The sequence below is a fragment of the Gluconacetobacter entanii genome, from assembly GCF_003206495.1.
Taxonomy (GTDB): domain Bacteria; phylum Pseudomonadota; class Alphaproteobacteria; order Acetobacterales; family Acetobacteraceae; genus Novacetimonas; species Novacetimonas entanii.
The window spans coordinates 55,058-66,864 of the sequence record NZ_NKUF01000019.1 but is presented as its reverse complement, the minus strand read 5'-3'; the positions used below and the strand labels follow the sequence as shown (position 1 = coordinate 66,864).

9 protein-coding genes, 1 tRNA gene and 1 pseudogene are annotated in these 11,807 nt (G+C 62.7%); 2 read left to right on the top strand and 9 right to left on the bottom strand.

What is annotated here, in order from left to right; all coding sequences use genetic code 11:
• Window positions 1-164: 164 nt before the first annotated feature.
• Window positions 165-1,664, bottom strand: coding sequence for a restriction endonuclease (locus CFR72_RS17815; RefSeq protein ID WP_208630004.1), 1,500 nt, complete (start codon window positions 1,662-1,664; stop codon window positions 165-167).
• Between the two features lie 202 nt (window positions 1,665-1,866).
• Window positions 1,867-2,130, bottom strand: a complete 264-nt coding sequence (locus CFR72_RS18510; RefSeq protein ID WP_110913798.1) for a helix-turn-helix domain-containing protein — start codon at window positions 2,128-2,130, stop codon at window positions 1,867-1,869.
• A gap of 286 nt (window positions 2,131-2,416) precedes the next feature.
• On the opposite strand from CFR72_RS18510, the pseudogene CFR72_RS18050 reads away from it, so the two are divergent.
• A pseudogene (locus CFR72_RS18050) lies at window positions 2,417-2,716 on the top strand (recombinase family protein); the annotation flags it as partial.
• Window positions 2,717-2,995: 279 nt separating this feature from the next.
• Here CFR72_RS18050 and CFR72_RS09885 read toward each other — a convergent pair.
• Window positions 2,996-3,071 (bottom strand) — tRNA-Asn (locus CFR72_RS09885).
• A gap of 163 nt (window positions 3,072-3,234) precedes the next feature.
• Here CFR72_RS09885 and CFR72_RS09880 point away from each other — a divergent pair.
• Entirely contained in the window at window positions 3,235-4,284 is a 1,050-nt protein-coding gene (locus tag CFR72_RS09880) for an ABC transporter substrate-binding protein (RefSeq protein WP_110913789.1), read from the top strand.
• A 15-nt stretch (window positions 4,285-4,299) separates the two neighbouring features.
• Here the strand turns inward: CFR72_RS09880 and CFR72_RS09875 are convergent, their stop codons facing one another.
• The 6 genes from CFR72_RS09875 to ligA form a co-directional block, all read right to left on the bottom strand.
• The gene (locus CFR72_RS09875; RefSeq protein WP_110913788.1) at window positions 4,300-5,238 is read right to left on the bottom strand and encodes an ABC transporter permease; all 939 of its coding nucleotides are present in this window, start codon (window positions 5,236-5,238) and stop codon (window positions 4,300-4,302) included.
• Window positions 5,235-6,299 carry an ABC transporter permease gene (locus tag CFR72_RS09870; protein ID WP_110913797.1) on the bottom strand — a complete coding sequence of 355 codons (1,065 nt, stop codon included), beginning with the start codon at window positions 6,297-6,299 and terminating at the stop codon, window positions 5,235-5,237. The genes CFR72_RS09875 and CFR72_RS09870 overlap by 4 nt, the downstream gene beginning before the upstream one ends.
• Window positions 6,299-7,885, bottom strand: a complete 1,587-nt coding sequence (locus CFR72_RS09865; RefSeq protein WP_408869967.1) for an ABC transporter ATP-binding protein — start codon at window positions 7,883-7,885, stop codon at window positions 6,299-6,301. Before CFR72_RS09865 ends, CFR72_RS09870 begins: the two co-directional genes overlap by 1 nt.
• On the bottom strand, window positions 7,878-8,999 hold the full coding sequence (locus CFR72_RS09860) for a BMP family ABC transporter substrate-binding protein (protein ID WP_110913786.1): 1,122 nt from the start codon (window positions 8,997-8,999) through the stop codon (window positions 7,878-7,880). Before CFR72_RS09860 ends, CFR72_RS09865 begins: the two co-directional genes overlap by 8 nt.
• A gap of 66 nt (window positions 9,000-9,065) precedes the next feature.
• Complete coding sequence (locus CFR72_RS09855; protein ID WP_110913785.1) at window positions 9,066-9,680, bottom strand: isochorismatase family protein; 615 nt, start codon at window positions 9,678-9,680, stop codon at window positions 9,066-9,068.
• Complete coding sequence (gene ligA, locus CFR72_RS09850; protein ID WP_244182243.1) at window positions 9,677-11,806, bottom strand: NAD-dependent DNA ligase LigA; 2,130 nt, start codon at window positions 11,804-11,806, stop codon at window positions 9,677-9,679. Before ligA ends, CFR72_RS09855 begins: the two co-directional genes overlap by 4 nt.
• Window position 11,807 lies beyond the last annotated feature (1 nt).

The following is an 11,807-nucleotide window of genomic DNA, read 5'->3' as shown; positions in this document are numbered from 1 at the left end:
GGGCAATACCAGTCCATGTCACCATTCACTCCATCTCTTCGCAAAGACGGATGAATCACAACAGGCTGGTATTGTTCAAAAACTTTCGGATCGGGCTCTAAGATGTTCTGGCCGCGATCTTCTTTCTCAGGCTGGGCACTCGTGGTCCGAAGCCCATGCCTCTGTTACGTGCCATAACGATCTCCATCCTCGATCTCGACATCGCGGGCATAATCTTGAAGCTGATCGTGATTAAGGAGCGTAACTCCGTTTTTGCTGGCAAGCTGCCTTGCAGAAGTCGTGAAGCCTGCATTGGATACAACTGCCGAGTGTGTGCAGTCATAATAACTCATGGCGGAGAAAGCCTGCTGGACAGCATCATTTCCAACAGGGTTGGAATAGAGCTTGCATTGTAGGACAATCTTCTTGCCATCCTTATCCGCAATCACATCCGCGCCTTGGTCGCCTGATGCTACCGTGGCGCGAGCGTTCCACCCGATCTGGCGCAGAAGAATGGCGCAGTGTTCTTCATAATCGTATGGGCTCATTGTGGGAGAAAAGATTTCGGGACCAGACGTGACCGGTTCAGTCGGGATAATGGCAGGTACTGTCTTAGATGCAACTCGATTAATTTCGGTAATGACTTCTGGCCGAATTATCTCCCATTTATCCGATAGGTTATGTTGTTGTAAAAGCGGCATAATCCTACTGTTTAGAAAAGCCGGGATTTCAGGTTCCCATTTTTTTGTGATAAGTGTCCCGTAGTCGTCTTGATAAATGTTTTGACGCCACTTCATTGCAAGGATGTTTTCTTTTGCTTTAATCTCTCCAATACATAGTTGAAGAGCATGGTCAGTTCGGGCGTTGTCTGCATCAATTGCCTTCTGCCGCTCTGTTTCTATTCGGCGAGCCTCAGCAATTTGTATTTCACGCTCTTGCCTTTCCCGTTTGTATCGAGAGATTGCTTGGAAAATTTTTACGCCAGCAAATGCGAGCGCAACAGCTATAACGACCATCCAGAAAGATGAAGGGCCTGAGTGATTATCGTCTGTCTGCTTGCTGTTGGAAGACAATGGTGAAGCTGCGCTCGCTGAGGAAGTCATCGGCGCAGCGATGTCTTCTGTTGGGGGTTCAGTCGTCGATATGTGCGGTTGCGCAAAGGGAAGAGGAAGAAGAACCCCGTGTGTGTCTACATATTTATTAAATGAATCAATGGCAACTGAAGAGCCGGCAAGGGAAATATGAGGTGTCGTCCCATCACTTAATTGGATGGTGGAAGATGCTGCCGCGGTGAAATTGTGGACGAACGCTTTTGTCTCTGCTGCAGGAACATCCGCACCAAAATGACCGGCTTCATCAGGCTCTGGTACCAGGGGGAGAGTATAATCACCTATTTTCCATGATCCGCTGGAAATTTTATGTGCGTTGTCAGTCACATCGATGTGAATCAGATGACTGCTGGATGCAGAAATGCCAAATTTTAGACCGGATTGATCTGAATATATGATCGGCGCCTCGCCGATAGCCGTGTCAGTTATCTGCCAGTCAACTTGGCCGCTTGCAGGTAACGTGCTGGTGGCATATCCATATTTAATATAAGACACATTAGAAAATATTATAAAAGAAGATATTAATATTAATTTCGGACTCATTTTCCCCTCCATGAGTCCGTGAATGTAGTCCATATCTTTCCATGAATTCCAGATGGGCCTTTTTCCTAGCCGGGCGTTTGCTCTCAGTTACTCTGGGCAATATGCCAATGGACCTGCTAGCTGAGGTATAACTCCCCGTGTCCAAGTCTGCCTGCAATGTGCGGTTAATAAGCTGAACGTCGTGCGAGCCTAATCGGAGCGCAACGCATTGAGCTTTGCTTGTGGGCGTCTCTACCTACTCACTCTTCCTCAACCGCACGCCAATCCCACCACCATTCTCAGCGATGAACTCGACCCCAGCCGCCTCTAGGGCGGCGCGGATGGCAGAGATTGTTGATTTTCTGGGGGCCGTCACTTCATCCTCGAATCGGACGATAGTGCGTTTTGGCACGCCACTGGCCTCAACCAGTCGGTCCCTTGACCACCCCAATAATCCTCGGGCGGCGCGAACCTGTGCGGATGCAATGTCCTCCACAGCGCCACTTATGTTTGCGTTCATCTGCATATAGTGGCATCCAGAAGGACGTTCCACAAGGGGCGAACGACCGGACAGAGAGCTTGGACCCTCCCATGCCGGCCTAACCACAACCGAAGGATGAATTCGGCAATGGCTAATCGTGCCTATAGCACGCCCAGACACACATGGGCATGCTCTCGGCTGGGTACAAGCGTACTCGGCTCCCTTTTTCCCAAAGCCGGGAAAGACCCCTTACTCACATCCGAGCATCTGGCGGCCGGGTTGATCTTCCCTGCGCTACTCCTGCTCGCCCTGGCCGGGTTTGCCCAAGGGGGCGCAACTGCAATGCACCGAGCAGCCCGTCGATACCGGCACGGCGGCCGGCAAGGCGTTCCTCGATATGCTTGGGGTGTTCGCGGAGTTCGAGACCAACCTCCGCAAGGAACGCCAGATGGAAGGGATCGCGGCGGCCAAGGAGCGTGGTGTCTATAAGGGGCGCAGGCCATCCATCGACCGCGACCAGATCCATGCAATGAGCGCGGAGGGGATCAGCCCGACCGAGATTGCCCGCCGACTGGGAATTGGTCGCACGTCTGTCTATCGGTGCCTGGGGAAAGTGGCTGGCTGATTAGGCCCCATGCACCAGGGCGCAGTCATCCACAGCAAGGCTTCCTTACAATTTTCAACCAGAGCAAAGGAGCTACCGTCTGTAGGCTGGTGATCGCAGACAGGACCGCTTGGGACGTGAAATGAGGGGGAGTGATTATGAGGGTTTGGAACAGGGCCAAATCGCGTTCAAACCGGTCTGGACGTGTCAGAACGTCCCCGGAAAGCTCATCGCTCATCATGGGTTCAGATTTGGAGAAATCCGTAACCTACTGATTTAACACTAATTTTTAAGGTAAGATGGCTCCCGAAGTAGGACTCGAACCTACGACCCAGCGATTAACAGTCGCTTGCTCTACCAACTGAGCTATTCGGGAACAGCGTGAGCAGCTTATAGCCACAGTGGCTGGGGGTCGTAAACCCCCTTTTTCCACTTTTTTTGCCCTATGCCCAAAATCGGCGGGCTGTGCCATAACGTGCTGTAGATATGGCGTTAAATCAGGGGAGGGGAACGGGTTACATGGGCGTGCCGGGACAGTCATGGCATTGATGCCGCGCCGTCAGGTCGTGGCCGGTCTGGGCGGGGTGGCGGCCCTTGCCGGGGTGGGGCTGTGGGGCTGGCAGGGCCAGCGCAGGCGGGCAGGGGCGCTGCATGTGGGCGACGTGCTGGACGGGCAGCCCCACCGGATCGACCTGTCATGGCCGTCCGCCCCCATCTCCATCCTGTTCAACGTGGCGCAGCGGCAGGGATTCTTCGAACGCTACCTTCTGGATGTGCAACTGACGGGCGTGGGTGTTACGGGACGCGACGCGATCGGTGACCTGCAGGCCGGGCGCAGCAGCGTGGCCGTCGCCCCGGTGCTGTCATGGCTCGACAAACTGCATGAAGGGGAGGTGCAGGCGCGCCTTGTCATGGGGTTGCAGGCGGGGACGTTCCGCCTGCTGGTGCGCCGTCGGCTGAAACTGACGCGGGTGGAGGACATGGTGGGCCGGCGGATTGCCATTACCAACCCGGACATGGCGGACCGCCTGTTCTTTTCCGTTGTCCTGCGGCGCAAGGGGATGAACCCCGATACCGGCCCGATATGGCGCGTCGTGTCGCCACAGGACATGGAGGGCGCCATCCGCAGTGGGGATGTCGATGCGCTGGCGGTGCATGATCCGCTGGCGTGGCGTCTGCTGAATGATCCGTCACTGGGGCTGGTGGAACTGGTCAACAGCGTGAACGGGCTTTATGCGCAGCGCACGAACCTTGCCCTTGGCGTGGGGCAGGCCATGCTGCGGGACACGCCCGCCGCCGCTGCCGCCCTTGTCCTTGCCCTGCAGGACGCCGCGCGGTGGCTGAAAACCCATATTTCGGAAACCGCGACCCTGCTTGAGGGGCGTATCAATGGCATGGCGCAGGCCGACCTCATGGCGATGATGCGTCATGAGGTGCTGGGCATCTGCCCGACCGGGTCCGACCTGCGCGTCCAGTTGGCGCAGTATATTGACGAAATGAAGCTGCTGGGGCGGTTTCCCGACACGCTGGGTTCGGCGGCCTATGCGCGGGCGATTTCCATGGACCTGCTGCATCGCAATGGGGCGTAAGTACCCGCAGCCCTGTTACCGCACGTCACGGTAATAGGGCTGTGCCAGTGCCGCGGGGGCGGCCATGACGCGGCGCATGCGATGCCAGACCACGACCGGCACGATGATGAAGGCCACCGTCCCCAGATAGGGCAGCATGTTCAGGAACGCCGGGTCGATGGGCCAGTTGCGCGCCTGCCACACGAACGCCAGCGCGGTAATCAGCCCGAACAGCAGGGCCGCGCACGTCACCATGACGGGACGGTATCCGGCAAAGATCACCAGCGCCAGCGCGATCCAGCCACGTCCGGCGATCATCCCCTCGGACCACACGGGCACATAGGTCAGCGTCAGGTATCCCCCCGCCATGCCCGCCATCGCCCCGCCCAGCGTGACATAGCCAAAGCGCATGGCCATCACCGGGATGCCCGCCGCATCCGCCGCCGCCGGGTTTTCCCCCACCGCGCGCATGTTCAGCCCATGGCGCGTGCGGAACATCACGAAATGCACCAGCAGCGGCAGCATGACATAGATCGGGATGATGAGGATGTTCTGCCCGAAAAATGCCGGCCCGATCACGGGGATGGCCGACAGCAGCGGGATGGCCACATGCCCGAACACCGTGGCGGAGGGCTGTCCCGCGTAATCGTGCCCCAGCGCGGTGGACAGGCCCAGCCCCATGAATGTCACCGCCAGACCGCACAGCACCTGGTTCGCGCGCATGATGACCGCGCCAAAGGCGAAGACCATGCCGCCAAGCGCGCCGGTCAGCGTCGCCGCCAGCAGCCCGGCCCATGGATTATGTACGCCCGCGACCGTCATGATCGCGACAACCGCGCCCAGCGCCATCAACCCCTCGACCCCGAGGTTGGTGACACCCACGCGTTCGGCCATCACCTCGCCCAGTGCGGCAAGGGCCAGCACGCCCCCCGCCAGGACTGCAGTCGCCAGCATTCCGCCCAGCAGTGCGATCATGGCTTTGCTCCCTTTGCAAGGCTGGCGACGGGCCGGTAATGGGCCAGTTCGTCCGCCAGCGCGATCATGAACAGCATCAGCCCCGTGATCGCCAAGACTACCGATGCCGTCAGCTGCTGCGTCTGCAGCACGATCCCGGCATCAAGGATGAACGCCATCAGCAGGGCGGCGGGAATGACATTCAGGCACGACCCGCGCGCCAGCACGGCGACGACAATCCCCAGATAGCCGAAATTGTTGGCCATGCCCCCCTGAAGCCGGTGGACCGTCCCCGCCAGTTCGAACATGCCCGCAAGGCCCGCCAGCCCCCCGGACAGGAGCATGACGGCAATGATGCGTGCCCGCACCGCGATCCCGGCATAGCGCGCGGCATCGGGGTTCGCGCCGCCAATGCGGATTTCATAGCCACAGCGCGTGTGCGCCATCATCCACGCCAGTATCCCCACGATCACCAGTCCCAGCGGGAAGCCCCAGTGCACCACGCCCCAGAACTCGGGGATGGAAACCGGCAGCCGCGCGCTCGACACCTGTGCGCCCGTCACGCGATCCCGCCACGGGCCGGTCGTCAGGTAATAGGTCAGCAGGGAGGCCACGAAATTGAGCAGCAGCGTGGTGATGATCTCGTTCACCCCGGCATAGGCGCGTGCCAGCGTGGGGATCGCGATCCAGCCCATCCCCGCCGAGATGCCCGCGACCGCCATCAGCGGCAGCAGCACGATGGCCGGGGCCGGGACAAACAGGCCCACCGCCGCCGCCCCGATGGCCCCGGCATAGAACTGCCCCTCCGCGCCGATATTCCACAGCCCGATACGGCTGCACACCGTCACCGCCGCCCCCGTCAGCAGCAGCGGCGACATGAACAGGGCCAGGTCCTCCATCCCGAAGCGCGACCCGATGGTGGACCGCACCACCAGCCACGCCAGATCGACAGGACTGTAGCCCGACAGCGCAAGGATCCCCGCCGTCATCAGCAGGGCGCAGGCAATCGCACCAAGGCGCCACAGCGCGATGCGCGTGGCAGGGACGACGGGCAGGCGCTGGAAGCGGGTCTGCGCGGGCATCATCCGTCCTCCCGCAGGGGCAGGGTGGACGGGTCGCGCCCGCCCATCAGCAGGCCGATCGTCTCCATGTCCGTCTCACCCGCATCGACCACCGCCATCAACTGTCCATGGAACATCACCCCGATCCGGTCCGAGACGTTGAGCAGGTCTTCGAGGTCTTCGGAAATGAACACCACGCCCACGCCCCGGTCGCGCAGGTCCGTCAGGTAGGACAGCATGGTGGCGATCGCCCCGATATCCAGTCCGCGCGCGGGATAGGCCGCGACCAGAACCCGGTGTGCGATACGGATTTCGCGCCGCGCGACAAGGCGCTGCTGGTTGCCGCCCGACAGGTTGCGCACCGGCATGGCGAAGTCGGGGATGCCGACATCCGCCACCTGCGCGATCCCGCGCGCCAGCGTATCGGCCGCTGCACTGTCATACAGGCCGCGCCGCCCGACCGGGGGAATGGCGTATTCGCGCAGCGCCATGTTGTCGGTGATCGAAAGCGAGGGGGCCAGCGCGCTGCGCAGCCTGTCCTCGGGGATATGGCCCACGCCCGCATGGGCAAAGATGGCCGGGTCGATGCGCTCCATCACCACCCCGTCGAGCAGGACCTGCCCCCCATCGGGTTTCAGCAGTCCCGTCAGCACCTCCGTCAGTTCGCGCTGCCCGTTGCCCGCGACCCCCGCAATGCCCAGTATTTCCCCCCCATGCAGGTCCAGCGAGACTTCACGCAGGATGTCCACCCCGCGCCCATCGCGCACCGTGACGTTGCGCAGGCCCATGACGTGGGCTGCACTGATCGGCTGTGCGCCGGGCGGCCGCATGCGCATGTTCCGGCGCACGATCTCGCGCCCGACCATGGTGGTCGCCAGCATGGCGGCCGTGCAGGCGGCAGTGTCATACGTGCCGACCCGCCGCCCGCCGCGCAGGATGGTGACGCGGTCGGAAATCTCCATCACCTCGTCCAGCTTGTGGCTGATGATGATGACGGCGTTCCCCTGCGCGCGAAAGGCACGCAGCGCGCGGAACAGTTCACGCGTTTCCTCCGGCGTCAGGACGGCGGTCGGTTCGTCCATGATCAGCAGGCGCGCCCGGCGCGACAGCACGCGCAGGATCTCCACGCGCTGCTGCTCCCCGGCCGACAGGTCGCTAACGCGCGCATCCGCACGCACGGGAAAGCCGAACTGTTCCGCAATCGCGCGGGTACGTGCCTCCATCGCACGGGCGGAGGCAAGGCGCGGGGCCTCGTCCCAGCCCAGATGGATGTTCTCCGCCACCGTGAATGCCTGTACCAGCTTGAAATGCTGGTGGACCATGCCGATCCCCGCGCGGATCGCCTCCTGCGGGGAACTGAACACCTGCCCGTAGCCATCAAGCAGGATATCCCCCTCATCAGGCTGGTAGATGCCGGTGACGACATTCATCAGGGTCGATTTGCCCGCGCCATTCTCACCCAGCAGCGCATGGATTTCGCCGGGCCAGACCTCCAGGTCCACATCCCGGTTGGCGATGACGCCGGGAAAGAACTTCCCGATGCCACGCAGTTGCAGGACCGGCGGGGTGCCCGGCGCGGTGGGCGGGCGCGTGGGAAACTCAGCCAAGGCCCGATACCCCCGCCACGGCCCAGTCGCAGTGATAGATCTGGGTGTCATCCAGCGTCACGCCCGCAGGCACGCGCAGCCGTCCGTGATTGTCATGGATCGGCCCCCGGAACGGGTTGTATCCCGCCAGCATGCGCGCACGCATGTCATCGGCCTGCCGCGCGACGGCTTCGGGCACCCGTGGCCCCCAGTCATCACGGTCCACCCCATGCCCCAGCGTCAGGAACGCGGCGGAGGGCTGCCACGTCCCCTCCAGCAGGGCGCGGACCTGCGCGACATAGAACGCGTTGAAATCCAGCACCACGGAACTGACATAGGCTTCCGGCCCGTACTGCCGCATGCCGGTGTTCCACATCGCCGCCCAGACGCCGCGCGCCACCGCAACCCGCAGGTAGGCCGGTTCATCCATGATCCCGCACAGGAAGTCGCAGCCATTGTCCACCAGCGCAGTGGCCGCCTGTGTCGCGGCCTGCGGGTCGAACCATGCGTTGATGGTGATGCCTTGCAACGTGATGGCCGGGTTGACCGACTGCGCGCCCAGCAGGGTCGCATTCGCACTGGCATAGACCGAGGGAATGGGAAACGCGCCAAGGAAGCCGATTTTCCCCGTTTTCGACAGCAGCGCGGCGGCGATCCCGAGGATGTAGCTGGCGTACCAGTGACTGACATAATACCAGCCAAGGTTGGAGGTGAGGGAATTGCCGTCACATTCCATGAAGGCGACATCGGGCGCGCGGTCGGACACGTCCTTGATGAAGTCGCCATATTCCGACGTGGCGAAGACCATGTTCGCCCCTTCGGCCACGAACTGCCGGAAGATGCGCGTCGCATCAGCGGAATAGGGGACGCTTTCGACATAGACGGTGCGAATCCCTGGGAAGGCCTGCCGCACGGCCTGTACGCCCCGGTTATGCACCATGCTCCACCCGCCATCGGTGATCGGGCCGGTATGGCCAAAGGCGACCAGCGCATCCTTCTGCGCGATCGGCCTGCGCTGCGCCTGTGCCCGCGCGGCATGGCCCGGCAGCAGCGATGATCCTGCCGCCATCCACGCAAGGCCGAGCATGGCGCGACGTGAAGCCAGTAACCGCCCCCGCGGCCCTGTAACATTCATGGTCCTGTAGTTCCCCCGGTCATGACACCCATGCCGTCCCATGGCGCGGGCGTCGTCTCAAATCGGTTATGAAGCCTCGTTTCCCTCCATAAGGTCGCGCGCCGTGATGATGCCGATCCCCCCATCGCGCAGCATACGGTGAACATCGCGCCTGTCATCATTGATCGCGGCGCACGCATCGTCGAGCATAAAAGTGTCAAACCCCGCCGCCGCCGCGTCCAGCGCGCTGGCCCGCACGCAGTATTCCAGCGCGATGCCGCAGACGAAGACACGCCGGATGCCACAGGCAACAAGCCACGGGGAAAGCCCGCTGTCATGCCCGTCATTGTCGCGGAATGCGGAATAACTGTCGATGCCGGGCTGCATCCCCTTGCGCAGGACCAGTCCGACATGTTCCTGCGCCAGCGTGTCGGCAATGGCCGCCCCCCATGTCGCGGCGACGCAGTGTTCTGGCCACCGATCCGGTGCGGGCGCGCCATCCGTCATGAAGGAGACATGCCCGCGCGGATGCCAGTCCTGCGTCGCGACGATACGGCCGAACGGCAGGTCCTGCAGGCGGTTGATGGCCGGGATGATCCGCGCGCCCTGCGCCACGGCCAGCGCGCCGCCGGGCAGGAAATCGTTCTGCACATCGACAATCAGCAGCGCGTCGCGACCATCAATGGCAGGGACGGTGTTCATGATACCGGCGCAAGTCCCGCCAGCGCGCGCCAGCCTGCCTCGTCCACGGTCTGAAGGCCCAGTTCCGCTGCCTTGCGCGCCTTCGACCCCGCCTTTTCGCCCAGCACGACGATATCCGTTTTTTTCGAGACGCTGTCGGACACGCGCGCGCCCATGCGTTCGGCAATGGCGCGGGCCTCGGGCCTGCTCATGGTCGTCAGCGTGCCGGTAAAGACGATGACCTTGCCCGACAGTTCACCCGTCGCCAGCATTTCCTCGTCCGTGATGGCCTCCAGCACATGGGTCAGGTCATCCAGCGTCTGGCGGTTGTGCTCCTCGATGAAAAAAGCCACCAGTTCATCGGCGATGGCGCTGCCGATCCCGGTGATGCTGCCCAGTTCCAGCCGTTCGTCCGATCCCACGGTGGTTGCGCGCAGCATCTGCCGGTGCCAGTTTTCATACGACCCGTAATGCCGCGCCAGCAGGCGCGCCGTGTTGATCCCGATCCGGCGGATGCCCAGCGCATAGATGAAGCGCGACAGGGAGATCGTCCGCCGCGCCGCGATCGCGTTGACCAGGTTGCGCGCGGAGACGACGCCCCATCCGGGGCGTACTGCAATCGTCTCCTCATGCGCGGGCAGGCGGAAGATGTCGCCCGGCGTGGCCAGAAGCCCATCCTCATGGAACTCCGCAATCGTGCGATCACCCAGTCCCTCGATATCGAACGCATCGCGGGAGACGAAATGGATCAGCCGTTCCACCAGTTGCGCCGGGCACGTCAACCCGCCGGAGCAGCGCCATACGACCTCGCCCTCTGGCCGTTCGGCGCGGGCATGGCAGACGGGGCAGACATGCGGGAAGACGAACGGGTGGGGGGGATGGTCGCGCGGCAGCACGACGTCGAGCACCTGCGGGATGACATCGCCCGCGCGCTGGATGCGCACAAGGTCGCCTTCCTGCACGTCCTTGCGCGCGATCTCGTCCTCGTTGTGCAGGCTGGCGCGCGTGACGATCACCCCGCCGACATTTACCGGCTCCAGGATGGCAACGGGTGTCAGCGCGCCGGTGCGGCCGACCTGTATGTCGATCTTCGTCAGGCGCGTGACGGCCTGTTCGGCGGCGAACTTCCACGCCACGGCCCAGCGCGGCGCCCGCCCGGCAAAGCCGAGCCGTTCCTGAAGCGCGCGTTCGTTGATCTTGTACACCACCCCGTCGATATCGTAATCAAGGGCGGAGCGTTCGCGTGTAATCCGTTCCATGAACGCTTCCGCTTCCGCCACATTCGCGACCTGCGAACATAGCGGACTGACCGCGAACCCCCATTGCGAAAGCTGGTGCAGGTACTGGGCGTGCGTGTCCGCCACCGGGGCGCTGGAATATCCCAGCGCATAGGCAAACAGCGACAGGGGACGCTGGCGCGTGATGTCGGGATCAAGCTGGCGCAGCGACCCGGCGGCCGCGTTGCGCGGGTTGGCAAAGGGTTTCTGCCCCGCGGCAACCTGCGCCGCGTTGAGCGTCAGGAAGTCCGACTTGGCCAGGAACACCTCGCCCCGGATCTCGATCAGGTCGGGGGCGGGGCCATGCAACTGCTGCGGCAGGTCGCGCAGCGTGCGCAGGTTGGCGGTGACGTCCTCCCCCTCGGTCCCGTCGCCGCGGGTGGTGCCGCGCACGAAATGCCCGTTTTCATAGGTCAGGCTGATCGAAAGCCCGTCGATCTTGGGTTCGGCCACGAAGTCAAGCTCCATGGCCTGCGCGTCATCCAGCCCGAGGAAGCGCGCGGCACGGCTGATGAATCCCTCGAATTCCTCCCGGCTGAACACATTGTCGAGCGAGAGCATCGGCGTCAGGTGCCGGTGGCGACGGAACACACCGGCAGGGGCCGCGCCCACACGGGTTTCGGGGCTGTCGGCCCGGCGTGCCTCTGGGTGGGCCTGTTCCAGTTCGGCATTGCGCCGGCGCAGCGCGTCATACACCGCATCCGTGACAACCGGTGCGTCATCATGGTGATAGGCATGATCCAGGCGTGCGATCACATCGGCCAGCAGCGCGAGTTCCGCTGCCGCCTGCGGGCCGGAAAGTTCCGGCCCCTGCGCGCGTTCAAGGATGTCCTGACAGGAGCGTGCCAGGTCCCCGGCCGAATCCGTCATG

Coding starts and splice junctions, on each gene's coding strand:
- CFR72_RS09860 (WP_110913786.1), bottom strand. CDS start 8,999: ATGAATGTTACAGGGCCGCGGGGGCGGTTACTGGCTTCACGTCGCGCC.
- CFR72_RS18510 (WP_110913798.1), bottom strand. CDS start 2,130: ATGAACGCAAACATAAGTGGCGCTGTGGAGGACATTGCATCCGCACAG.
- CFR72_RS09880 (WP_110913789.1), top strand. CDS start 3,235: ATGGCATTGATGCCGCGCCGTCAGGTCGTGGCCGGTCTGGGCGGGGTG.
- CFR72_RS09870 (WP_110913797.1), bottom strand. CDS start 6,299: ATGCCCGCGCAGACCCGCTTCCAGCGCCTGCCCGTCGTCCCTGCCACG.
- CFR72_RS17815 (WP_208630004.1), bottom strand. CDS start 1,664: ATGGACTACATTCACGGACTCATGGAGGGGAAAATGAGTCCGAAATTA.
- CFR72_RS09855 (WP_110913785.1), bottom strand. CDS start 9,680: ATGAACACCGTCCCTGCCATTGATGGTCGCGACGCGCTGCTGATTGTC.
- CFR72_RS09875 (WP_110913788.1), bottom strand. CDS start 5,238: ATGATCGCACTGCTGGGCGGAATGCTGGCGACTGCAGTCCTGGCGGGG.
- ligA (WP_244182243.1), bottom strand. CDS start 11,806: ATGACGGATTCGGCCGGGGACCTGGCACGCTCCTGTCAGGACATCCTT.